General features: G+C 49.1%; 21 protein-coding genes and 1 pseudogene. 17 read left to right on the top strand and 5 right to left on the bottom strand.

Annotated features, from left to right (window positions below; genetic code table 11):
- Window positions 1-200: 200 nt before the first annotated feature.
- Genes AB1K62_RS08125 through AB1K62_RS08115 form a run of 3 tightly spaced genes read left to right on the top strand, consistent with a single transcriptional unit; the run spans window position 201 to window position 3,359 of the window.
- Complete coding sequence (locus AB1K62_RS08125) at window positions 201-509, top strand: hypothetical protein (RefSeq protein WP_367002777.1); 309 nt, start codon at window positions 201-203, stop codon at window positions 507-509.
- Window positions 510-511: 2 nt separating this feature from the next.
- Complete coding sequence (locus AB1K62_RS08120) at window positions 512-2,491, top strand: FAD-dependent oxidoreductase (protein ID WP_367002776.1); 1,980 nt, start codon at window positions 512-514, stop codon at window positions 2,489-2,491.
- A 16-nt stretch (window positions 2,492-2,507) separates the two neighbouring features.
- Window positions 2,508-3,359, top strand: a complete 852-nt coding sequence (locus AB1K62_RS08115) for an SDR family oxidoreductase (protein WP_367002774.1) — start codon at window positions 2,508-2,510, stop codon at window positions 3,357-3,359.
- A 479-nt stretch (window positions 3,360-3,838) separates the two neighbouring features.
- Here AB1K62_RS08115 and AB1K62_RS08110 read toward each other — a convergent pair whose 3' ends face one another.
- Window positions 3,839-4,246: a heme-binding protein gene (locus AB1K62_RS08110; RefSeq protein WP_367002772.1), complete on the bottom strand. Its 408-nt coding sequence runs from the start codon at window positions 4,244-4,246 to the stop codon at window positions 3,839-3,841.
- A 92-nt stretch (window positions 4,247-4,338) separates the two neighbouring features.
- Here AB1K62_RS08110 and AB1K62_RS08105 point away from each other — a divergent pair, with 92 nt between their 5' ends.
- The 6 genes from AB1K62_RS08105 (at window position 4,339) to AB1K62_RS08080 (ending at window position 10,873) form a co-directional block, all read left to right on the top strand.
- Window positions 4,339-5,145 carry a GntR family transcriptional regulator gene (locus AB1K62_RS08105; protein ID WP_367002770.1) on the top strand — a complete coding sequence of 269 codons (807 nt, stop codon included), beginning with the start codon at window positions 4,339-4,341 and terminating at the stop codon, window positions 5,143-5,145.
- 61 nt (window positions 5,146-5,206) lie between these two features.
- On the top strand, window positions 5,207-6,139 hold the full coding sequence (locus AB1K62_RS08100) for a hypothetical protein (protein ID WP_367002768.1): 933 nt from the start codon (window positions 5,207-5,209) through the stop codon (window positions 6,137-6,139).
- Window positions 6,140-6,208: 69 nt separating this feature from the next.
- Window positions 6,209-7,339 (top strand): class I SAM-dependent methyltransferase, encoded by a 1,131-nt coding sequence (locus tag AB1K62_RS08095; protein WP_367002766.1) that lies wholly within the window; start codon window positions 6,209-6,211, stop codon window positions 7,337-7,339.
- Entirely contained in the window at window positions 7,339-7,653 is a 315-nt protein-coding gene (locus tag AB1K62_RS08090; protein WP_367002764.1) for a hypothetical protein, read from the top strand. Before AB1K62_RS08095 ends, AB1K62_RS08090 begins: the two co-directional genes overlap by 1 nt.
- Before the next feature lie 223 nt (window positions 7,654-7,876).
- Entirely contained in the window at window positions 7,877-10,180 is a 2,304-nt protein-coding gene (locus AB1K62_RS08085) for a TonB-dependent receptor (RefSeq protein WP_367002763.1), read from the top strand.
- A gap of 15 nt (window positions 10,181-10,195) precedes the next feature.
- A complete protein-coding gene (locus tag AB1K62_RS08080) occupies window positions 10,196-10,873 on the top strand; it encodes a hypothetical protein (protein ID WP_367002762.1) in 678 nt (225 codons plus the stop codon).
- Window positions 10,874-11,318: 445 nt separating this feature from the next.
- On the opposite strand, the gene AB1K62_RS08075 is transcribed toward AB1K62_RS08080, so the two are convergent.
- Window positions 11,319-12,569 carry an acetyl-CoA C-acetyltransferase gene (locus tag AB1K62_RS08075; protein WP_367002760.1) on the bottom strand — a complete coding sequence of 417 codons (1,251 nt, stop codon included), beginning with the start codon at window positions 12,567-12,569 and terminating at the stop codon, window positions 11,319-11,321.
- Between the two features lie 91 nt (window positions 12,570-12,660).
- Window positions 12,661-13,551 (bottom strand): LysR family transcriptional regulator, encoded by an 891-nt coding sequence (locus AB1K62_RS08070; RefSeq protein ID WP_367002757.1) that lies wholly within the window; start codon window positions 13,549-13,551, stop codon window positions 12,661-12,663.
- A gap of 96 nt (window positions 13,552-13,647) precedes the next feature.
- On the opposite strand from AB1K62_RS08070, the gene AB1K62_RS08065 reads away from it, so the two are divergent.
- The 8 genes and pseudogenes from AB1K62_RS08065 to AB1K62_RS08030 all read left to right on the top strand — a co-directional run bounded on the left by AB1K62_RS08065 (window position 13,648) and on the right by AB1K62_RS08030 (window position 19,490).
- The gene (locus AB1K62_RS08065; protein ID WP_367002755.1) at window positions 13,648-14,346 is read left to right on the top strand and encodes a pirin family protein; all 699 of its coding nucleotides are present in this window, start codon (window positions 13,648-13,650) and stop codon (window positions 14,344-14,346) included.
- 29 nt (window positions 14,347-14,375) lie between these two features.
- The gene (locus AB1K62_RS08060; RefSeq protein WP_367002753.1) at window positions 14,376-14,936 is read left to right on the top strand and encodes an NAD(P)H-dependent oxidoreductase; all 561 of its coding nucleotides are present in this window, start codon (window positions 14,376-14,378) and stop codon (window positions 14,934-14,936) included.
- Between the two features lie 30 nt (window positions 14,937-14,966).
- A complete protein-coding gene (locus AB1K62_RS08055; RefSeq protein WP_367002751.1) occupies window positions 14,967-15,359 on the top strand; it encodes a DoxX family protein in 393 nt (130 codons plus the stop codon).
- Between the two features lie 150 nt (window positions 15,360-15,509).
- Window positions 15,510-15,683 (top strand): annotated as a pseudogene (locus AB1K62_RS08050) (glutathione S-transferase N-terminal domain-containing protein); the annotation flags it as partial.
- Window positions 15,684-15,755: 72 nt separating this feature from the next.
- Complete coding sequence (locus AB1K62_RS08045) at window positions 15,756-16,094, top strand: glutathione S-transferase family protein (RefSeq protein ID WP_367002814.1); 339 nt, start codon at window positions 15,756-15,758, stop codon at window positions 16,092-16,094.
- Window positions 16,091-17,041 (top strand): DUF5996 family protein, encoded by a 951-nt coding sequence (locus AB1K62_RS08040; protein ID WP_367002750.1) that lies wholly within the window; start codon window positions 16,091-16,093, stop codon window positions 17,039-17,041. The genes AB1K62_RS08045 and AB1K62_RS08040 overlap by 4 nt, the downstream gene beginning before the upstream one ends.
- 293 nt (window positions 17,042-17,334) lie before the next feature.
- Window positions 17,335-18,507, top strand: a complete 1,173-nt coding sequence (locus tag AB1K62_RS08035; protein ID WP_367002748.1) for a thiolase family protein — start codon at window positions 17,335-17,337, stop codon at window positions 18,505-18,507.
- A 47-nt stretch (window positions 18,508-18,554) separates the two neighbouring features.
- Entirely contained in the window at window positions 18,555-19,490 is a 936-nt protein-coding gene (locus tag AB1K62_RS08030; protein WP_367002747.1) for an acyl-CoA thioesterase II, read from the top strand.
- Between the two features lie 3 nt (window positions 19,491-19,493).
- Here AB1K62_RS08030 and AB1K62_RS08025 read toward each other — a convergent pair whose 3' ends face one another.
- A complete protein-coding gene (locus AB1K62_RS08025; protein ID WP_367002745.1) occupies window positions 19,494-21,236 on the bottom strand; it encodes a class I adenylate-forming enzyme family protein in 1,743 nt (580 codons plus the stop codon).
- Between the two features lie 24 nt (window positions 21,237-21,260).
- Window positions 21,261-23,297 carry a 3-hydroxyacyl-CoA dehydrogenase NAD-binding domain-containing protein gene (locus tag AB1K62_RS08020; RefSeq protein ID WP_367002744.1) on the bottom strand — a complete coding sequence of 679 codons (2,037 nt, stop codon included), beginning with the start codon at window positions 23,295-23,297 and terminating at the stop codon, window positions 21,261-21,263.
- Between the last annotated feature and the right edge of the window lie 153 nt (window positions 23,298-23,450).

The raw sequence follows: 23,450 nt of genomic DNA, 5'->3' as shown, positions 1-23,450 counted from the left end.
CTCCCGTTATTAAATCACTTTTTCATTGCCAGCAGTCATTCTGTGGAAGATTCTTCCTGAATGGTTCATTTTTTGTCCCTTCATTAAAAACGGAGAGGGGCTGAAAAATAAAGCTACTGTGCAAGAAATTCCGATTTCTTGTGTTGGAGAAATCGCGGCGATGGTGTCGTTTAATCCTGATTTTAAAGGACGTAAATTTCATGGGGTACAAAGCGGACGAAAATTCGAAACCAAGTGTCAAGTTGCCGCGTTCCAGCAAAGGAGCGCGGTCGCGCTTTTATGATGACCCAGCAATCGACCAAATGATGACTTTCTTTCTTGAGATGATGGCAGAGATGAACGCGCTGCGCGAACGAGTGGACACTGTTGAAAGGTTGCTGGATGAGAAAGGTGTCATTACCCGAAGCCAAATTGAAGATTATAAGCCAGATGCATCTGCAGATGAGGAGCGTGCGGCTTGGAGCCAAGCTTTCATTAGGCGGGTGATGCGGATTCACAAGCCCGATTGAACATGACAGATTATCCTAATTTGTTCTCGCCATTGAATGTTGGGGCGCGAAGACTGCGCAACAGAATCGTCCACGCTTCTTCATCAACACACTATGCGGACCAGGGCCGAATAACTGAGCGATTAATTAGCTATTACGCCAGTCGTGCAAAGGGTGGCGCTGCTATGCTTGTGAGCGAACCGATGGCGATGCTAAGTTCGCAGGTCCTGCCTACGCGTCCGCACGTCCTTTCGGGGATTAATGACGATTTATTACCACGTTGGGCTGAAGCCGTTACACGCGAAGGTAGTCTGATGCTCGGTCAGATACAGGATAATGGACGCGGTTTTCGTGCAGGATACCGCAATCTTGAAGCGCGGGGAGTCTCTGCGCTTCCTGACGACCTAAGTGGGACAGTACCAATTGTCCTGGAAACTGATGATGTGCACCGGATGATTGATGAATTCGTTGACTCGTCCGGCAGGCTTGCGGATGCTGGCTTCGCTGGCGTCGAAATCTCAGCCGGACATGGTCACCTCTTCCATCAATTCCTCTCTGCGCATTCCAATCCCCGTAAAGACGAGTTCGGCGGAGACCTCAAAGGCAGGACGCGGCTTCTGGTTCTGCTAATGCAAGGTGTGCGCGCACGTTGCGGCCGTGACTTTTTGATCGGTGCGAAACTGCCAGCAGAGGATTTTACCGAAGGTGGAATTGGGCTCGAGGAAGCCGAAGCAATCACTGCTTTGTTACGCCGTGATGGTGACATGGATTATCTCACTTATTGCTGGGGCAGCCACTCGACATCTCTCTACAAACACCTTCCTGACAATCACGGTCCACGGACCCCCTATGTTGAGAAGATCCACCAACTGGGTCGGGCAGCTGCGCCTGACGTGCCACTCGGTGCGTTGGGCCTTATCACTGATCCTAATGAAGGCGAACGGATCATCCGCGATGGGCTTGCTGATTTAGTCATGCTTTCACGACCTTTAATCGCAGATGCTGCCTGGCCGCTCAAAACACAACAGGGGCGTGAGGCGGATATCCGCTATTGCGTATCGTGCAATACATGTTGGCATATGATTACGACGGGTCGCGGTCTTCTATGCGATAACAACCCGCGCGTTGGCACGTCCGATGAAGCAGATTGGACTCCTGATCTTGCGCTGGAACCAAAACGGGTTGCTGTGATCGGGGCGGGTATTGCCGGGATGGAAGCTTGTTGGGTGGCTGCCGCTCGCGGACATACTGTCCGAATATTTGGAACCTCACCTGAGCCAGGCGGTAAAGCACGGCTCCATGCCGACTTACCGGGCGGTGAAGGAATTAGTAGCATTTTTGACTACCAACATCTCGCGGCGATTAAATATGGTGCAGAAATGTGCTTTGGTTTCAAAGCGTCGCTTGAAGAAGTGCTTGAGTTTGAGCCCGACATAGCAATTCTGGCGACAGGATCTACGCCCTCTTGGCCATCCGGTCTGCCACCAGAGTGGGTTGAAGATGGCGGCATCACTGATTTGCGAGAGTGCGCAGCTTTTTTTCGTGACCACAAAGCGCGCAATCGAGGCACAGCGGTTATTTATGACGAAGATTGTACTGCATTCGTATACGATGCGGCTGAGATGTTGACTCAGCGCTTTGATAAAGTTGCGATTATGACGCCGCGTGAAAGGTTAGCGAGTGATGAATCAATCGTAGTGCGACAAGGGGTCTATCATCGATTATATCGTAAGGGTGTGGATATTATAACCTCGGTACGCCCTCTAAAGAGTTCGCAGCTCGAGGATGCGGAAATAGCGTATGAAAATATTTATAGCGGCGAGCAAAGTGTTGTTAAGGATGTCGCTCTTTTTACTTACGCCACCGCACGGCTTCCAAATACGTCTCTTGCCGGCCCTCTCCGGGAAGCTGGTGTTACAGTGCACTGCATTGGCGATGCTAAAGCCCCGCGTATTCCTTTAAGTGCGACTAGTGAGGGATATAAGCTCGCGATGGAAATTTGAAATAAGGAAATAACACATGTATTCAGACCTAGAAGGGAAAGTCGCTGTTGTGACTGGTGCTGGCCGACGCAATGGGCTGGGAGAAGCGATTGCTAAAAAGCTGGCTGCTAATGGAGCCAAACTGGTCATACACGACTTAGGCGATGCTGGTGGGAACAAAAGTCCCACCCACGATGTCGACGCATCAGAAGAAATTGCTGAAGTTGTCAACGGGGTCCGAGCAATAAATCCTGATGTTACGAGCTTTGAAGCAGATATGCGCGACGAGCAACAGGTCGAGGCGCTTATCGAGCATGCTGTCGAAACTTATGGTAAACTCGACATCCTCGTTAACAATGCAGGTGTCGGCTACCTTTTTGGCCCTCTTGTTGATGCTACGCAGGAAATGTGGGACACTGTTCTTAACGTTAACTTGCGTGGAGCATTTTTTTCGATGAAATATGCCATCAGGCAGATGCTAACGCAGGAAATTCAGGATGAATGGGGCCGAGGACGTGTCGTCTCTATCGGAAGTCGAGGTTCCAAATCAGGATCTGCGCTAACCTCTTCATATATTGCATCTAAACATGGTCTTATTGGTTTAACCCGTTCTGCAGCGATTGAGTATGGCGGTGATCAAATCACAGTCAACGCGTTGTGCCCGAACCATGTGACGACTGGTTTAGGATCATGGCAAAACGATTATATGGCTAAAATGCGCGGACAAAGCGTGGACGAATATCTTGCCGCAATGCGAGCGCGCATACCGCTTGGAAGAGTTGGAGAAGTTGATGACACCGCCAATGCCTGTACATTTTTATGCTCGGGGCAAGCGCGTTACATTACTGGAGAGTCTATGAATATTTCAGGCGGTGAAGAAATGCACTGATTAGTAACCCTTCAATATGTGTAGTTTGCACTACGAAGCTCACTGCCATATTGTTCTAGTCAGATATTGTTATCTAGAAAGTAGCGGCGAGAAAGTTGGCGGGAATCTACTGTGTCTTTGCTGGCAAGATAGCGCAGGATTATACAGCGGAAAATAGTTTGTCAGACATCTTAGAAATAATTATGCGATGCTGATTGCTGAACTGGGGATGCTTGTCTTGGTTATCGTGCAGTGCTTCACTGCTATAGCGGTAACCATAAGCGCTTTCTCCGCATAATTCCTAGCCGATGCAGGATGATTGATAATACTGCCAGCTCTCAATGTTGCCGTTCATATTTTTGCGGCAAGAATTGAGGTAGATGTGTATTGGCTATATCAGACAGCGGCGCTTTCTTTGTAATACAGGCACGTCGCGAACCTTTTTGGGTTCATACGGAACTTTTCTCGTTCGCTATGTGCCTGCCTGTTAGTCCGATTGCTTAATCCAACTGCAACGCCGCCAGTCCAGCTTGACCGACCCGCTCATCCTGCTCAGGGGTTCCGCCTGACACACCTATGGCCCCTACACAATGGCCTTGTATGATTATTGGTAAACCGCCGGCCATTGGCAAATAATCCGTCAAGCGAAGTAACGCTACATCGGTGGTGACACGGTCAGCGAGCATACGGCTTGGCGCACGCAATAATGCTGCGGTCCGGGCTTTGTCGCCAGCTACCTTGGGTGTCATAAGTCCTGCATTATCCATGCGTTGCAAGCAAAAAAGATACCCTCCCTCATCGACGATTGCGACACTCATATTATGTTGTTCAGTCTGAGCCGCTGCGATTGCTGCCTCTAGTGCAGTGCGAACAATGGCGGCGGTTAGCACTGGTTTAAATGAAATCATGTGTATATCCTTCTTGGAATTTAAATTCATAAAAGACATAGAAAAATACATCTTTAGCTCAACTTACCATTTCAAATAAGAAGGCTGAACTAGTGAACGATAAGATCGATAGCAATGCCGCCGTAGACCGCAAACAGGCCGTGCCTTTATATCACCAGATATATCTCCAATTGCGAGAAGAGATTACGAGTGGGGAGCGTCCTTTGGGTTCACGCTTACCAACTGAGCATGAATTATCCGAAGAATATGATGTCTCTCGAATTACCGCGCGCCGAGCTCTGGACGAATTGGCTGATAATTCTTTCGTTGAACGTAAGCGCCGGGTAGGCACTCACGTGATCTACCGTTCACCGGCGAGTCCGATCCAGGGCAACATTCATCAATTATTACAGTCACAACTTGATTTCGGACACACAACAGAAGTGAAATTTCTTGAAACGGAGATGGTGTCTGCTCAGCCGCCTATTAATGAGGTACTCAAACTACCTATTGAGACACCTGTGTTTCGGGTCGCACTTGACCGTTGGCTTGATGGCTTGCCACTAGGACATTTTGTTAGCTACCTTCCTTCTCGGTTCGCTAAAAGCATGACACGAAAGAAGCTCAAGACGATGTCGATGCTTGCGTTACTAGAAGATGCCGGGGCAGAAATAGGGGCAGCGCATCAGACGATTTCAGCTACGTGCGCTGACCCTCCTCTTTCGTCCAGCTTACAAGTCGGTATTGGATCGCCCATACTAAGGGTTACCAGAACAGTTTTTGATATACACGGGCAGCCGGTTCAGCATATTTTTGCCCAATTTCGACCTGATCGTTATCAGATTCGTCTGGATCTCGATTCTCCTCATGGTTTGAGATCATCGCACACTGGCGAGGTAGACGGCAATTCAAAGAATTGATATAGACTTATAACAAATACTTCCTTATATACGTAGGCGTAGGTAAGGGGGGATTTGAAATATGAGTGACTGGACCACTGATTCGCAACCTCAACTGCTTCGAATTAGTTCTATAACATCTACCGTTCCAGACATGATAGCAGCTCAAAACTGTTATAGGGAATTACTTAATTATAGATTGGTGGAAAGTGGCTTTATAGATAAAGCACTTGCTGCGCGTTGGAACACTCCCGCTGCATGCGGTGCAGCTTTTTGCACACTGGTTCCGCAGAATGAAGATAATGTCTTTATCAGGCTAATTGAAGGACCGTCTGTCATGGGATATCGTCCATTGACTAGCTTTGGCTGGGCAGCCTTCGAGATCATAGTAGACGATGTTTATCACTTAGCAGACCGCTTATCTAAATCACCTTTTCGGCATCTCGCTGGCCCTGCACCATTGCAATTCATGCCCTCAATCGTTGCTATGCAGGTTGAAGGTTTGGGCGGGGAGTGTCTGTATTTTACAATGGAGACCGGCGATCGTAATAAATCGATTTTGCCCCAGCCATCTGGCTTCGTCGGCCGGCCATTCATAGTTGTTGCTGCAGGAGGCGAGTTTGATCCTATGCTGCGATGGTATGTTGATAACTTTCAACTACGTGAAAGGCCAGTACGTCAGAGTAAAGTTGCGATTTTGCAACAAGCCCAAGGTTTGGGAGCTGATCACGAAATTTTTCTAAGCGCTATTGGTATGGCACAGCATGGCAACCTTATCGAACTTGATGAATATCCCACTGGACTTGATTTCATTGCCGGCCCTCGTTCGCGAGCAGATGGGCATCTGCCACCTGGAAATGCAATTGTGAGTTTTGAGGTTGATGATCTCGAGCCCTATATAAAGTTAGCGGATGGGCCAGTAAATATATCTAAAGGTGTATGCTATGGTGGTCGCAGATCACTAGTTTTAACGGGGATGGCAGGTGAATTAATCGAGTTGATAGAGTCAGTTTGAATTGTAATTTATATAAGTCATATTGTATTGGTGACTTGATCGTCTTTCAGGATAATAAGGGGTAAGAAAGTGAAAGTTCGGGATATCCATCATGCTGTTCTACCTGAAACGAATGTTGACGAATTGTGTAGGCAGAATGCTGTTGTATCGCTTCGCCGATTACTGAATAATAAAGTTAGACCACGTAATGTTAAATTGTTCGAGAGCGAAGCTGCGCCGGCATTTGCGGAGTGCTATGGGCGTCAACCACATTCAACTGAGGAGATACGTGAAGCCTTCATGTTGTCCCCCTCTTACCGAATGTGGAGCGCTGTAAACCGAGCCGCACAGGAAATGATCTGGGTGTCAGTGGGAGAGCCGATCTATCGTGATTTACAGCGAATGGAGCAGGTGGCTAAAGAGCTTGTAGAACGCGATGACAAGCTTGGTAGCTTGTCGCTCGATCCGCTATATAATCCGTCACCGGAAGTCGCAGATATTGACATTCACCTCCAGCCCGGGGGGTATGCGCTAAATAAGAGTGACATAGATATCGTGTCGGGTGCGCTCTATGAATGCGGCGGCAATGTTTTTTCTTTTGGACAAGGAATTGGTCGAAACGACAGCAAAGCAGCAGTCATCACTCGTCTACTTGAGCAAGAGTTCAATGGCTTTATCCCAAAAAAAATACTCGATATTGGCTGCTCTGCTGGTGCTGCCTCAGCTGCATATGCCGACAAATGGCGTGATACTGAGGTTCATGCTGTCGATCTTGGGGCCGGCATGTTGCGCTATGCTCATGCACGAGCGGAATCACTTGGGGTGGCTGTGCATTTTCATCAGATGGACGCCTCAGCCATGAAATTTGAGGATGGTAGTTTTGATTTCGTTGTTTCACATAACCTGATGCACGAAATTGGAGAAGAAAAGCGCCGAGCAATGTTTCGTGAATCTTTCCGTCTGGTCCGTCCTGGGGGAATTGTAATACATCAAGACGTTCCCATACGTAATCAGCCTACACCCATACATGAAGTTGAACGCGACTGGGATACGCATTATAACGGTGAGGCGCACTGGAGCACCTATGCTCAAGCAGACCTATATAGTGACATGATCTCCGCCGGTTTTTCGGAGGGTTCTGTAATAGAGCATGATCTTACTACACTGCAGGGCCTAGCCAATAGTCGCTGGTATGTGATTAGCGGACGGAAGCCTTTCTGATGACGAACCAAGTTCAGGCAATCGCCGCGTTGATCCAGTCTGCGCGTGGCAGTCGCCCGCAGAGTCTTGGCAGCCGGGAGGCAGAAGAAACTCTCAATATTGCCCTAGCGTTACTTGTGGAGCTGTCGGTCGCTAATGACAGGATTGACAGGCTTGAGCGACTGGTTGCGGAATCCCGTGGAGAAAACGTTAAAAAATTAAGGGATATCCAATATGAGGGCGAAATCGCTTTGCAGCGTCAGGCGGAAACGGATGCCTTGCTGATGCGCACTCTACGAATTTTGTTAGATCCTCGAGCGCAAGAGTTACCATAATCCGCTTCTGGGATACTTTACTAATTTGTGAGTTTAGCAATTTGCGAATTTCTAGAATTCTATATTTTGCGATGGTTATGTGAGGCGCCTGGTACTCAGCAGAGCCCAGATTTTAGCACTAAAATGCAAGGAATATATTTTTAATTGACATTACCCCTGTCAACGATATTAATTGATATAGACATATATCAATTAATAAAATTTGGTCTTTAGGGAGCGTGTAATGAAAAATATTTATAACACTGTGTCTGGCGCAGTCTTGGCTGTTGCTATGTTAACCGTTGGTGGTGCGGCGAGCGCGCAGCAGAGCTCTGAAGAGCTTGGTGAGAATATTTACTCCGATGCAATTGTGGTAACTGCCCGTAAGCGGGATGAAAAACTGCAGGACGTGCCACTTGCGGTATCTGTTGTGACTGCTGAAGACATTTCGCGTAAAGGGGTGAGGGATGTCGCCGCAGTTTCGGATTTCACACCAGGTGTACAGCTTGACCGTGCGAACAGATATGGAACGCAGGGCGGTTCAAGTCGACCAGTTATTCGTGGAATGGGTAATATTTTAGGAGAGCCAAACGCTCAAATATTTATTGATGGAGTGCCATATTCTGAGTCCATTCTTTCTTTCCCCTTCGACCTGGTTGAACGCGTTGAAGTAATTAAAGGTCCCCAGGCAGCCCTATATGGTCGATCAACATTTGCAGGAGCGATTAATCTAATAACAAAAAGGGGTTCGAATGACTTTCGTAATTCTGTTTCTGCCCGTCTAGCGACGCATAACGATTATGAAGTTAATTTTCTGTCACGTGGACCTATAGTTGAGGACAAGATATTCTATACAGCGCACGCACGCTATTATGATTTTGGCGGTATGTATCGTAACTCGCTTGACAATCAGAGGGTTGGTGGGGAGCAAAGTCTTAACCTTAATGGATCACTCGAATTTCGTCCCTCAAGCGATCTTTCGATTTTATTGAGTGGTGGCTACATACGCGATAGAGACGATCATCCCGCCATCGTTACCCAAGATCGTTTTGCCAATAATTGTTATCTTGACTCTCCCCGTCAATATTATTGCGGCAAGGTTAAAGAGTTTGATGAGGTCACTCTTGATTTGGCCAGTCTAGATGGGGATATCGGTCTCTCACGAAATAGTTACCGTGGTTCTCTTATTATAGATTATAAAATCGGTGACTTTACGATAACATCGAACAGCGGTTATTTTAAAACAAAGACCGAGTTTGTACATGACTCCACATATCAGGGGGCAACCGCTTTAGGTCGCACGACTGTTCCTGGCGCTCCTGGATATTTGCGTCCGCCAAATAATGGTGTTCGGTCTGGAGCTGTTTTACGGAACGAGGTAGGGGAGCGTGAAGAAATCTTCACTGAGCTTCGTGTCCAGTCACCTCGTATTTCTAATGCTTTTGACGTTATGGTTGGAGGTGCATATTATCAGCGCCGTCGCCCGTTGGAGGAGCGGCATTTTGATGATACAGCGCCAACGATAGATTCTGGTACAGATCGTATAAATAATATAGCTGTTTTTGGTTCGATTAACTGGGATATCACTGACCGTTTGGCGGCATCAGCAGAAATTCGCTACGCTGAAGACACGATTGGCAATTATAAGAAAGCCACTGGAGTGTTGGCAGAGCGTAAGTTTACATCCACCACTCCCCGCTTCACTATAGACTATGACATCAGTGATAATTCCATGATTTATGGCACCGTCGCAAAGGGTAATAAGCCCGGTGTCTTTAACTCTGATCCACGGTTTCCTGTAGAGGTGCAATTTGCTGAGGAAGAAACTAGCTGGAATTATGAAATCGGATCAAAAAATAGTTTCTTTAACAACCGCTTAACCCTGAACCTCGCTGCATATTACGTTGATTGGAGTAATCAGCAATTAAGTACGTCCTTCACATTCCCCGATAGCTCGACGAGATCTTATATCGTTAATGCTGGTACCACAGAGGTGAAGGGCGTGGAGATAGAGCTGCAAGGACGTTTTTCTGATGAACTGACTGCTGGTGTCTCATATTCTTTAAACGATGCCACCTTTGTGAAGTTTGATGATGCTGAAGCAGGGGATCTTTTTGGTGATCCCTCTGTTGCTGGTAAACTAGTACCGAATGTTGCCAAAAACCAAGCCTCTGCATTTGTTAATTATATACGACCAGTTTCAACGAGCCTCGATTTCTTTGCCAGGATAGACGCTGCTTATAATGAAGAGAAGTTTGCGCAGATTTATAATTTGGCATCGACTGGAGATCAATATCTGGTAAATTTGAGGGCAGGTATTCAAGGTCACAATTGGAAAGCTACTTTCTTTATTGATAATGTGACAGATGATCGAACACCAAGTACCGTCATCCGTTGGGTCGATCAATTGAACCTCAATGTCCCTCAGTATGTTAACGCAAATCCTGCTCAGAATAATGTTCCTGGGTCGACAACACTAGAGCGCGGATTTCAAGTTCCGCTTGCGCGAAAGCGTCAGTTTGGTGTGACTTTGAGCTATGATTTCTAATTTAGGGAAGCAAATATGTTTACTCAAAACAAAGTATCGCATTCGTCTGCGTTGATACTGACGGGTATTGGCTTGTGCCTAGCTGCTCCATTGGCTGTCGCGAATACTCCGTCCTCAGCGGATTTGGTGGCAGCTTGTGATGCTGTAGCGGCTCATCCGGATGATCCTGATAGTATTGGACCACCTCATGTGAAAGCCGAAATTGATTTGCCTAAAGCAATTGATGCCTGCCACAAGGCGAGCGAAGCTGAGCCTGATAATATGCGGATCCGATATCAATATGCGCGCATGTTATTTTATAGCGGCGAGAGAAATAACAGCATTAGAGAAATGAAAACTGCAGCGGATAATGGCTATAGGCAAGCCCAATTTGTCTATGGGGTATTTGTAAATTATCAGCGTGAAGGTGCTCCAGCCGATTTATGCATTACCGAAAAATATTGGAAAAAATCAGCTGCACAAGGTCGTCAAGCGGCAATAGTAAATTATGTAAAAGAGAGGATTAAAGGACGTTTTGCCGGCTGTGATGATATGGCTTCAAAAGAAGAAATGAGTAACTGGCTTAAAGAAGCTGAGTCAGAATCTGGTAGCTATTATGAGACTTTATTTATTAAAGATCTTTCAGAACGATTAGCTGTTAAAAATTCGGATATCACCCCAACATCAAGCCAGGATAATGAGCCGAAATGGTGATCTCCTTAACCCTCTTTCACGTGATCCTGGTAAATGTGCGAGGGCATAAAACCGATTTGAGTGACGCGGCTTAGTTAAAGAGGTTTCATTGCTATGGATTATTGCGTGGAAGCTTCCGTCCTGAGACAGGCGCTGCTACTCTACGTGCCTATTTGCGAAAACGTGCACGTCTGATCGATAAAAAATGAGAGTTCACAATGACATAACACCATCATAGGGGCTTTTTTGGGGGCCTTATTGATTCACTAGTTATATTTATATATATAAATCAGTGGGTTATTGCAATATTTCGAGTCCTCTTCTGGCACCATTTATACTCTTCTTGCGCTCCTAAATAGTTTATAAAGTCAGCACATAGCCCTTGGTTATGATTCGGGTTGTTATTAACTTATTTCTTTAGACCCAAGCCCCAAGCCAGATATGGCCGGGGGCTTGAGTATCATTGTCAGATACGTTCGATTATAATAGCCGGAGCCATGCCGCCTGCTGCGCACATGGTGACTAGGCCATAGCGGCCCTTTGAGCGTTCCAGTTCATCAAGAGCGGTGCCGATCAGGATTGATCCTGTTGCACCAATCGGGTGGCCAAGCGCACATGCTCCGCCGTTGATATTGACTTTCTCTCGCGGCAATTCGAGGTCGCGGATGAATTTTTCAGCAACCACAGCAAAAGCCTCGTTAATTTCCCAAACGTCAATGTCATCCTTGCTCAATCCTGCTTTTTCGAGGACTTTCTTCGCGGCTGGAACCGGGGCATTCAGCATAAGTGTCGGGCAATCACCTGCATTGGCATAAGCGACGATGCGTGCACGGGGTTTCAGGCCGCTTTTATCAGCATATTCTTTCGATGTAATTAGCAAGGCCGCAGCGCCATCGACAACGCCCGAGCTATTTCCGGCATGATGTACGCCTTCCCATTCAAGGTCCGGATAAACCCGTTTGATCTGCTGTGCGAATGTCGCGCCTCCGCCAAGATCGAAATCTTTTAATGTGCTGAAACTGGCTTTGAGTCCGGCCAGTCCTTCTGCTGTTGTCTGGGGGCGCGGAAATTCTTCATGATCGAGAGCAACGCTGCCATCTTCGTTATGAACGGTAACCAAAGACTTATCGAAACGCCCTTCCGCGATCGCGGTCGCTGCGCGTTTCTGGCTTTCCAGAGCCAGCGCGTCCAATGCTTCCCGGCTGATACCTTCCATTTCTGCGATCGCATCGCCGCATACGCCTTGGTGTGACTGTGGGTGGATGGCATCAAGTGCGGCATTGCCCGACCCCATGCCGAGAGGCTTGATTCCGGCATTGGCTTCTTCGGCCATGATTTGGGAAGTATAGCTCATCATTTCGGTCCCGCCAGCGATGACGCAATCTTCCATGCCCGACATCACTGTTGCGGCTGCAAAGTTGACCGAGCTGATCCCCCCGCCGCAGAAACGGTCAAGAGTGGTGCCGGATGCTTTTGTATCATAACCGGCGGCAAGAGCGGCCATGCGGCCCAAATCGCCGCCTTGCTTGCCCTTCTGGGTCGAGGTGGACCAGATGATATCGTCCACTTCGGCTGTGTTCAGATCGTTACGATCCTTGATTGCTGTCAGCACTGTAGCGGCCAGATGCTGTGGATGGAGGTGAGAGAGTGCGCCCTTGCCGGGCTTGCCAATTCCGCGAGGAGTGCGGACAGCGTCGATGATATAGGCTTCGGTCATAATCTGCTTTCTGCTGGTTGATTTAATCGGTCAATTAAACCGGAATCTGATGAAACGCAACGCTCTTATGAAGATGATTTTCCGGACAGGCCTATAGCGCCTGTTCAAATGCCTCCATTAGCCATGTGGTCGCAGGCCCCGGTAAACGGTCTTTTCGCCAAAGCGCATGGAGACGATAATCGACATTGGTGCTTTCCGGTAATTTAATTATGGCAAGACGTCCTGCTTCTATGTCATTTTCTACGGCGTGATATGGCATATTGCCCCATCCACTTCCGCCAATCAGAAGTTCACGCTTTGCGCCCAGATCGGAAAGACGCCAACTTCGCGGGCTGAGAACTGAAAACTCCTGTCCTTTGGTATAGTCTGAGCGGTCGGTCAAAACGAGCTGAAGGTAATTGCTAGCCTGACCGGACCGAATCTCACGCATCTGGGCGAGTGGGTGATCGGGAGCCGCCACAGGAACCAGCTCCACGCATCCAATTTCCTTGTAGTCGAGCTCAGGCAAATCCAACACCTCGGGACCGGCTATTGACAAATCCACGACGCCGTCGAGCGCTAGAGCAGCGACAGCCCCCAGAGCCTCAACGTGTAGACGCAAATCGACTAGCGGAAATGCCAGATGAAATTCGCGGAGAATAGCTGAAACGGTAGCGAATGGGACCATGACATCCAAGGCGATAGACACTATTGTTTCAACACCCTCATTGATACTGCGTACACGCGCAATCAGATTGTCCGTTTCTTCAATCACTGCGCGCGCCGTAGCCAGCAAGGACCGCCCTGCATCGGTTATCTCTGGTCGTCGCGACCCCTCGCGATCAAATAGACTGATACCAAGCTGCGCTTCCAATGCGCTGATACCATAGCTGATTACCGAAACCGCGCGACCCATTTTACGCGCGGCAGCATTAAAGCTGCCCTCGTCATGCACCGTTAGAAAGATACGGAGCTGATCAAGCGTAGGGCTACCTATATTCACTATACAATCTCCTCGAACATTTTGTGCAACTTTATCCGGGTTATCAGAACATTCTGCAAGCTCTATATAGTTTTCAAATGATATGGAGATAAAAATATGATCGACATCAGACCTTTTGATACACTTGGCGCCGCCAACCATGGTTGGCTGAACGCACGCCACCATTTTTCGTTTGCGAATTATTTTGATGAAGCGCGCATGGGTTTCGGAAATTTGCGCGTGTGGAATGACGACGAGATTGCAGCGCAATCCGGTTTTCCTCAGCACCCTCATCGTGACATGGAAATTATTACTTATGTCCGCGAGGGCGCAATCACCCATAAAGACAATCTGGGCAATGAAGGCCGGACCGAAGCGGGGGATGTTCAGGTTATGTCGGCAGGCAGCGGAATAGCTCATTCCGAATATAATATGGAAGATGAAAAAACACGCATCTTCCAAATCTGGATTGAGCCAAGATCGAAAGGTGGTGAACCCCGCTGGGGCGCGAAACCGTTTCCGAAAGATGATCGGACCGGAAACTGGACCATCCTTGCAAGCGGACTGGATGAAGACAGGGACGCATTAATGATCCGCGCTGATGCACAGGTTGCCGGTATAGCGCTGAAAGAAGGCGAAACGGCTAGCTGGACATTAAAGGAGGGTCGTAAGGCTTATCTTGTCGCGGCGACGGGGAGCATGATGGTTGGCGGAGAGTTCGCCAACGAGCGTGACGGCGTTGCGATTGAGGATATCGAGACAATCGAGATTAAAGCGCTGGAAGACACCGAGATCGTTCTTGTCGATACAATTTAACCAAATGATCATTTGAAAAGGAATTATAAATGTCAAAAAATTACAAAATTGCTGTCATCGTCGGTAGTTTGCGTGAAGAATCCGTCAACCGCAAATCCGCAAAGGCGCTTGGCCGGCTGGCTGCCGATAATCTGGAATTTAACTTTATCGAGATTGGGGATTTGCCGCTTTATAATGAGGACATTGATACTGCCGATGCGCCTGCCCCTTGGAAACGCTTTCGCAAGATAGTATCGCAAGCGGATGCGGTGCTGTTTGTAACTCCTGAATATAACCGCTCTGTTCCCGGCGTCTTGAAAAACGCTATCGACGTGGGCTCGCGTCCTTATGGCCAAAGCGTTTGGGAGAAAAAGCCAGCAGCGATAATGAGCGTTTCTCCGGGCAATATTGGTGGATTTGGCGCCAACCACCATTTGCGCCAATCGCTGGTTTTCCTTGATATGCCGATCCTTCAACAGCCCGAAGCCTATGTAGGTGGTGCCTATGATATGTTCGACGAGAAAGGCGAGTTCCAGACAGACCGCAGCCGCGACTTTTTCCAGAAATTTATTGATGCCTTTGGCGCATGGATCGAACGCTTTGAGCAATGATATTATTGCCATATATTCAGAGAGATTATTATGACCGATATAAAGCTAACTGGACGCGCTCCCATCATGCTGAGCGTGCTTCGTATCATGTCCGGGCTTCTTTTCTTTGCACATGGAACGCAAAAATTTCTGGGCTTTCCCGGTGGTGAGCGCGCTGGCTCGGGATGGGCGTTTGATGGACCGGGTGCTTATGCCGGTATCATCGAACTCGTCGCGGGCGCTCTCTTAGCGTTGGGGCTGTTTACACGTCCCGCTGCATTTATTGCTTCGGGCACAATGGCCGCTGCCTATTTCATAGGACATGCTTCCCATAATTTCTTTCCAGTGAACAATGGCGGTGATGCAGCCATCCTGTACAGCTTTCTGTTCCTCTATTTTGTTTTTGCAGGATCAGGGCCAATCAGCCTGGATTCCCGGCGATAATTCCCTTGCTTGCAACCACTTTGACGCCAGTTCGTTGGTTTAGTGCGGTGAGAACAGGAGGCTGTCTCTATTGCAAAAGGCCTCCATCATAAATCAAGGAGAGTTACAGTGCCAACCTTATACACAATGCCCTGAACATGCTCGCTTGCAGCCAATATTGCTGTAGCGTGGCTGGACGCTCCGGTTGACGTAGAAAATATGGCCTATGGCGATCACAAGAAAGACGCCTATCTCGAAATAAATCCAAAAGGCAAGGTGCCAGCCATCCGGTTTGAAGATGGCTCTGTGCTGACAGAATTAGCAGCAATTCTTTCGTGGCTAGGGGCAAAGCATGGCTCAGCAGAATTTGCTCGCGATACCGAGCTAGGCCGCAAGGAAGCAGAAGCATTGTCCTATATGACATCGGAAGTCCATGCGACTTATGGTGGCCATTTCGGCACAGGAAACTTTGCCGACAGCGAGGCTGCACAGGATGAAGTCAAGCGCAAAACATACGAAAAACTCGACCGCCAATATAAGCATCTAAATGATCAGCTATCAGAAAATGGCGGCAAATGGTATCTTGGCCAACGTTCATTTGCGGATGCATTTCTATACGTTTTGACACGGTGGCTCGACCAAACACTGCTTTCGATTGATGATTATCCAGCGCTCAAAAAGTTCCGTGAAAACATACAGACCGATGCGGGCGTTAAAAAAGCACTTGAGCGGCAAGATATGGAAGCAATTTTATGACAAAGGATACGCTGAATTGGCCCGCAATCCCTTTCGATAACTGGGAAAGCACATGCAATGCTCTACATTTATGGACCCAGATTGTCGGTAAATATCGACTATCCCATACGCCATGGATCAATCACAGTTGGCATGCCACATTATATGTGACGCCCCGTGGTCTAACCACAGGGCCAGTGCCGGACGGGAATAGTAGCATTTCAGTTTCGCTGGATTTCCACGATCATATTCTGGTCGTGGAATGTATATCGGGCAAAAAATCCACAGTTCCGCTGGAGGCCATGAGCATTGCCGATTTTAACAGACGGTTAGCCAAAGCGATTGAAGCTGTGGACGGGACGTTCGACATACATGGTGCGCCAAATGAGCTTGAAGATGCTACGCCTTTTGAGGTCGATACAAAAACACGCCCTTATGATGCCGATGCTGTCTGGAAATTTCATCGCGCACTGGTCTCGATAGAACAGGTGTTTTCGCGATTCCGTACAGGATTCTGCGGCAAAGTTTCCCCGGTCCATCTGTTTTGGGGCTCCTTTGACTTGGCCGTCACGCGCTTTTCTGGACGCACCGCACCGATACATCCCGGCGGCATCCCCAACCTTCCGGATGATGTAACAAGAGAAGCCTATAGCCATGAAGTGTCTTCTGCCGGTTTCTGGCCGGGACAGGGCAAGGGTGAGCCAATGTTTTACTCTTATTGCTATCCCGTCCCGGATAATTTCAAGGATCAATCAGTTACACCCGATGCGGCATATTGGGATGATGACCTAGGCGAATATCTGCTATCCTACGAGGCGGTACGCAAGGCGGACGATCCAGGGACTATGCTGATGGAGTTTTTGCAATCGACCTATGTTGCAGCTGCTGAAACCGGAGACTGGGACCGTGATGCACTAGAATGTGAAATCGGCGAAATTGGTAAGCCGCATGATTTGGGAAAATTGTAATGACCTATAACAGCAGCGACCTATAAGAAATATTCCCGACGCATTAAACTGAAGGAAGGCAGGTAGCGTTTCTTTTGGACTATAAATGACTGACATTATACACCTTGCTGCGAAGGCGAGCGTTGAATATGGAAAGCGATAGCCACGTATACTTCATCAGCTGAACCAGGATCGCACCGCTATGTTTATTGTTTCGAACGCGTGGTCAACTTGACAAGCTCTCAAATTCACTTAGTCAAACGATTAATTGAGACGTCAATCAAATATCTTGATAATCAGATGGAGAGTTAAACATGCGTGAAGCAGTCATCGTATCTTATGCCCGAACCGGGCTGGCTAAAGCAGGGCGTGGTGGTTTTAATATCACGCCGCCGATGACAATGGCTGCACATGCGATTAAACATGCGGTTGCCAAATCGGGCGTTGAAGGGGATTTTGTTGACGATAGCCTGATGGGCAATGTCGCGCATGGTGCTCCGAATATCGGGCGTAATGCTGCGCTTTTGGCCGGGCTCCCCAAAACTACGGCGGGCGCCACCATAAACCGGTTCTGTTCGTCGGGCATGCAGGCTATTGCAATGGCTGCCAACCATATTCGCGGCGACGGCGCAGATTGCGTTGTTGCGGGCGGCGTTGAAAGCATCTCGATGCAGGGCGCAAGAGCTCCGGAAGGCAGTATCGACGATGAAATCCTGAAAATTGCTCCGGCGATTTTCATGCCGATGATCGACACAGCTGATATTGTGGCAGAACGCTATAATATCAGCCGCGAATATCAGGACGAATATTCCCTGCAATCACAGCAGCGCATGGCTGCGGCGCAGGAAGCGGGTCTTTTCGCCGATGAAATTGTCCCGATGCAGACCAAAATGAAACTGGTCGACAAGGAAACCAAGGAAGAAAGCATTGTTGATTATACGGTCGACCGCGATGAATGTAATCGCCCCAATACGACATTGGAAGGTCTCGCCAAATTACCGCCGGTCATGGGTGAAGGCAAATATGTAACAGCCGGTAATGCCAGCCAATTGTCAGACGGGGCTGCTGCTGTCCTGTTGATGGAAGCCAAAGAAGCGGAACGGCGCGGGCTGGAACCACTGGGCCGTTTTGTTTCATGGGCCGTTGCGGGTTGCGAACCGGATGAAATGGGTATCGGACCCGTCTTCGCTGTGCCAAAACTGTTGGAACGGCAGGGGCTGACGATTGACGATATTGATATCTGGGAGCTGAATGAAGCCTTTGCGAGCCAGTGTCTTTATAGCCGCGACCGCTTGGGCATTGATCCAGATAAATATAATGTCAACGGTGGCTCTATCTCGATTGGCCATCCCTTTGGCATGACGGGTGCGCGATGTGCCGGACATCTGTTGCAGGAAGGACGCCGCCGCAAAGCAAAATGGGGCGTTGTAACCATGTGCATCGGCGGTGGACAAGGCGGTGCCGGACTGTTCGAAATATACCCCTGAACAACCGGATTTTTAAGCCTATAATCTCTTAAGGAATAACAGCAGTTTTGAAAAAACTATCAGACGAACAGGTCGAGCGCCGGTTATCGGAAGCTTTGGGCCACTTCTCCTCCGTGTCACCGCAAAAGCTTGTAACCGGATTGCTCCGCACCCTTGATCTCACGGCGGCGGATGTTGATGACGAATTTTTGTTTCCCGCTTTGAGTTCAACCAGCCGGGAGCGCATTTTCGGCGGGCAGGTGATTGCTCAAGCTATTGTGGCGGCGGACCGAACAGTGGACGATGAGAAAAATATTCATTCACTTCACGCTTATTTTTTGCGGGCCGGTGATGAAACAAAACCACTCCATTTCCGCGTTCACCGCGACTTTGATGGACGAAGCATATCCAATCGCAGGGTTGTGGTGCGACAGAATGAAAAAGTCATATTCAACTTGACCGCTTCGTTTCAAAAGCCCGCCGAGGGGTTCCATCATCAAGTGCCTTTGGGCGCTGATATTTTACCGCCAGATCAATGCATGGGTGCGATGGAAGCTATTGCCCGCAATCCGCACATCTCTGATGATCATATAGTTCGGATGAGCACGCCGCGACCCTTTGAAATTCGCAGCGCAGGACCACAAAGCAAAGACCGGACGGCCCATCAATATCAATGGTTCAAAACCGCTACGCCGTTGCCGGATGATCCGCTTACCCACCGTGCGGCACTGGCCTTCGCATCGGATATGGGACTGCTGTCAACGGCGATGATCCCGCATGGATTAAACTGGACCACGCCCGGATTATTTTCCACCAGCCTTGATCATGCCATGTGGTTCCATGATGATTTCCGGGTCGATCAATGGATATGCTATGTGATGGATAGCGATTGGGCCGGTAATGCGCGCGGTCTTAACCGTGGCTCTCTTTATACACAGGACGGCAAGCTGGTCGCATCAGCGGTTCAGGAGGGCCTTCTTCGCGTGACACCGAAAAGCGGCTGACCCTCAAAAGAGGGATTTCAGCTCGCGCTTCAATATTTTACCATTGGCGTTACGGGGTAAGCCTTGGGGACGGAACAGGATCTTTACCGGCACTTTGAAATTGGCCAACCGTTCACGCACCCATGATTGCAATTCCGCCTCGGTGGCGGTTTTCCCTTCTACAAGCTGGACGACAGCGGCCGGTTCTTCTCCCAGTGCTTTGTGGTCTATGCCGACCAATGCGGCATCCATTACAGCCGGATGATCATATAAAACATCTTCAACCTCTGACGAGTAGATATTTTCTCCGCCACGGATAATCATGTCTTTTGCTCGGTCAACAATATAACAAAAGCCTTCCTCATCCAGTCGCGCCAGATCGCCTGTACGGACCCACCCATCGACAAAGGTTTCGGCGGTCGCATTGGGGCGGTTCCAATATCCTTTCACAACCATCGGGCCACGCGCCCATAGTTCGCCTATTTCGCCAATTGGCATTTCGGTGAGGGCATCATTATCCATTATTTTAAGATCGGCTGCCGCCACGGGCGGACCGCAACTGGTCGGACGATTAAGATAATCCTCGGCGCTGTTTGAAGTAACCGTTGCCATTGTTTCGGTCATGCCCCAGCCATTACCAGGTAGTGCGCCAAAAACTTCATAAATCTTGCGGGCCAGTTCCGGCGCAGAAGGCGCTCCGCCATAACTGATGGCGTCTATGGAACTCAGGTCAAATTTTTCCCGATCCGGATGTTCTATCAATTGCCATGCGATAAAGGGCACGCCGCCCGTTGCATTGACCTTTTCCCGTTCAATAATTTCCATGGCCCGCACTGTGTCCCATTTATGCAAGAAAATCATTTTATGCCCGCCTTGAACGGTCGGCATCATGATTGCGGAACAAGCGGTGCAATGGAACATCGGCACAACGGTTAATCCGACCCGGATAGTAGGCTCAGGCATTTCATTTCCACGACGCAAAGCCGCTGCCGCGGCGGAATATGCAACGGTTATAGCATTGGTGGTCAGGTTACGATGCGTTCCAAGAGCGCCCTTTGGCTGACCCGTGGTGCCGCTGGTATAAAAAATAGTCGCCGGATCATCGGGAGCAATATCTGTTGCCGGAAGATCAATATCCGGCAGACTGGCATAATCATTCGGAAGGCCGATAATATCTTCAAGCGAACGAGCCGGTTCGTCCAGCTTGGCGGGGCTGCGTGCGACGATGATATGTTTCATATCCGGTAGTTGTGACAAGTGCGGCGAAACGCGGTCCCATCTTTCGCTATCACACAATAACACAATGGCTCCGGAATTTTCCAATCCGAAAACCAGCTCCTGATCCGTCCACCATGCATTTAACGGGACAGCAATGGCCCCGATTGACGTGGCGGCAAAGAATATCACCGGCCATTCGGGCAAATTACGCATGGCCAGCGCCACCCGGTCACCCTTGGAAACGCCAAGATTTTGAAGCTCTACGGCCAGATTGGCGACCGCGCGATACCAGTTTGCATAGGTAACACGCTCATCTTCGTAGATCAGGAATTCATTGTCCCCGTGACCGCGTGCATGTTCAGCCATGGCGGCCAGACTGGGAAAAGCATTTTTCCACACACGAGTCGCTACGCCGTCAATATCAACCATTTCCATTTCAAACGGCTGACCCGGCGCGCATAATATTTCTTTGACCTCTTTAAGCGATCGAACGGGCCATCCTTCAGCGGGCGCCCATTTTTCCAGTGGGTCTATAGCTTGCGTTGACAAATGATTCTCTCCTAATCAGTCGGGCTAGTCGTTGAATTTGCTGCCCGATTTTGCTTTTTCCCGGAGCATATCTGCAACCGGCAATCCATGTTTTTCCAAACCGGCGACGATTTTGTCCAAACCGACCGTGTCGGCCCAGAACATTGGACCACCCGTATATAGCGGCCACCCATAGCCGTTGATCCAGACGACATCGATGTCGCTCGCGCGCTGTGCCATGCCTTCTTCAAGGATTTTCGCGCCTTCGTTAACCATCGGGTAGAGCAGCCGTTCGCGGATTTCGTCTTTTGAAATGTCACGTTGCTCCTTGCCTGCTTTGGCAGCGAAATCGGCAATGATTTTTTTGACCTCATCAGAGGGCGTCCGTTGACGCGCTTCATCATAATCATAAAAACCTTTGCCGACTTTCTGGCCCCAGCGTCCAGCAGCGCACAGGGCATCGCGCAAGGTTTCAATGCGTTCGGGATCTCGGTGCCAGCCAATATCAACGCCCGCCAGATCGGACATCTGGAACGGCCCCATCGGAAAGCCGAAATCGAGTAGCACATCATCAACTTCCCAGTAATTCGCGCCTTCCATAATCATCAGATTGGCTTGTTCCTGACGCGGGCTGAGCATCCGGTTGCCGATAAAGCCGGGACAAACGCCGGAAACAGCAGCAACCTTACCGATTTTTTTGGACAGCTTCATCGCGGTCATCAACACGTCATCAGCGGTTTTTTCTCCGCGCACGATTTCCAGCAATTTCATGACATTGGCAGGTGAGAAAAAGTGCAAGCCCAGCACATATTCGGGCCGCTTGGTCACGGCGGCAATTTCATCAATATTCAGATAGCTGGTGTTGCTGGCGAGGATCGCGCCTTGCTTTACAATGCCGTCAAGTTTGATGAATACTTCTTTTTTGACATCCATATTTTCAAAGACCGCTTCGATGACCAGATCACAATCGGCCAGATCGTCATAAGACAAGCTGGGCGTCAGAATATCCATTGCAGCGGTTACCTGCTGCTCCGTCATCCGGCCCCGTTTGGCGGTATTTTCATAATTTTTGCGGATCACGCCAACACCGCGGTCAAGCGCTTCCTCTTTCAACTCGACAATGGTTACTGGAATACCGGCGGAAAGAAAGTTCATTGCGATACCGCCGCCCATTGTTCCAGCCCCAAGAATACCGACTTTCTTGATCGGGATGAGGTCGATTTTAGGGTCGATACCGTCAATTTTATTAGCTGCGCGTTCGGCAAAGAAATAGTGGCGCATAGCAGCGGACTGCGTTCCGGACATCAGTTTCATAAACAGTTCACGCTCTTTATTCACGCCATCTGCGTAAGAAAGTTCGCCTGCTGCTTTGACTGCCTGGATAGCTGCTTCGGGTGCATCAAAGCCACGAATTTTGCGAGCGTGTTTCTGGCGGAATTCGTCGAATATAGCCGGATTTCTGATACCATCTTCATTGGCCATTCCTTCGGAAGAGCGTGGCGGCATTGTGCCAATCTGCTCCCGTGCGAATGCGATGGCATCGTCGGCCAGACTGTCTTCCCCGACTAGCTTGTTGACGAGACCAATTTCTTGGGCTTTTTTTGCAGAAATCGGATTGCCGATCACCACCATCGGCAAGGCCGCTTCAGCGCCCACAACCCGCGGCAAACGCTGGGTTCCGGCGGCACCGGGGATCAGCCCGAGTTTCACCTCTGGCAAGCCGATTTTCGCCGATGGCACCGCAACCCGGTAATGACAGGCCAAAGCCACCTCGCACCCGCCGCCCAGGGCAGTGCCATGAATAGCCGCAATAACAGGCTTGCTACTGGCCTCCATTCGATCCAGCGCCTCTCCCAGATTAGGCCCCTTCATCGGCTTGCCAAATTCGGTAATATCTGCACCGGCAAAAAATGTCCGACCCTCACAGCGGATAACCACAGCCTCAATCGCATCATCCGACAATGCTTCTTCTATACCGTCAACCAATCCCTGACGAACCGCAGCACCAAGTGCATTGACCGGAGGATTATTCGAAACGATCACCAATATATTTCCATGCTTCTCAGTGGTAACGACAGACATTTTTTTCCTCCTCCAAAATCAATCTCGTGCGACACAACTGCACGGGATGACGATATTATCCGATTATCAGACGCGATTATCGGGCAAGCTGTTTGACTATCATAAAGGCTAATTATTTCAAATCAGGCATTTTCGGCGATAGTCCATATTTTT

The organism is Parasphingorhabdus sp. JC815, from assembly GCF_040717415.1.
In the GTDB taxonomy this organism is placed as follows: domain Bacteria; phylum Pseudomonadota; class Alphaproteobacteria; order Sphingomonadales; family Sphingomonadaceae; genus Parasphingorhabdus.
The sequence above is the reverse complement of the archived record's forward strand: the minus strand, read 5'-3'. Positions and strand labels throughout refer to the sequence as shown.

Coding starts and splice junctions, on each gene's coding strand:
- AB1K62_RS08020 (WP_367002744.1), bottom strand. CDS start 23,297: ATGTCTGTCGTTACCACTGAGAAGCATGGAAATATATTGGTGATCGTT.
- AB1K62_RS08065 (WP_367002755.1), top strand. CDS start 13,648: ATGATCGACATCAGACCTTTTGATACACTTGGCGCCGCCAACCATGGT.
- AB1K62_RS08085 (WP_367002763.1), top strand. CDS start 7,877: ATGAAAAATATTTATAACACTGTGTCTGGCGCAGTCTTGGCTGTTGCT.
- AB1K62_RS08045 (WP_367002814.1), top strand. CDS start 15,756: ATGACATCGGAAGTCCATGCGACTTATGGTGGCCATTTCGGCACAGGA.
- AB1K62_RS08060 (WP_367002753.1), top strand. CDS start 14,376: ATGTCAAAAAATTACAAAATTGCTGTCATCGTCGGTAGTTTGCGTGAA.
- AB1K62_RS08035 (WP_367002748.1), top strand. CDS start 17,335: ATGCGTGAAGCAGTCATCGTATCTTATGCCCGAACCGGGCTGGCTAAA.
- AB1K62_RS08120 (WP_367002776.1), top strand. CDS start 512: ATGACAGATTATCCTAATTTGTTCTCGCCATTGAATGTTGGGGCGCGA.
- AB1K62_RS08075 (WP_367002760.1), bottom strand. CDS start 12,569: ATGACCGAAGCCTATATCATCGACGCTGTCCGCACTCCTCGCGGAATT.
- AB1K62_RS08115 (WP_367002774.1), top strand. CDS start 2,508: ATGTATTCAGACCTAGAAGGGAAAGTCGCTGTTGTGACTGGTGCTGGC.
- AB1K62_RS08080 (WP_367002762.1), top strand. CDS start 10,196: ATGTTTACTCAAAACAAAGTATCGCATTCGTCTGCGTTGATACTGACG.
- AB1K62_RS08100 (WP_367002768.1), top strand. CDS start 5,207: ATGAGTGACTGGACCACTGATTCGCAACCTCAACTGCTTCGAATTAGT.
- AB1K62_RS08055 (WP_367002751.1), top strand. CDS start 14,967: ATGACCGATATAAAGCTAACTGGACGCGCTCCCATCATGCTGAGCGTG.
- AB1K62_RS08110 (WP_367002772.1), bottom strand. CDS start 4,246: ATGATTTCATTTAAACCAGTGCTAACCGCCGCCATTGTTCGCACTGCA.
- AB1K62_RS08125 (WP_367002777.1), top strand. CDS start 201: ATGGGGTACAAAGCGGACGAAAATTCGAAACCAAGTGTCAAGTTGCCG.
- AB1K62_RS08090 (WP_367002764.1), top strand. CDS start 7,339: ATGACGAACCAAGTTCAGGCAATCGCCGCGTTGATCCAGTCTGCGCGT.
- AB1K62_RS08040 (WP_367002750.1), top strand. CDS start 16,091: ATGACAAAGGATACGCTGAATTGGCCCGCAATCCCTTTCGATAACTGG.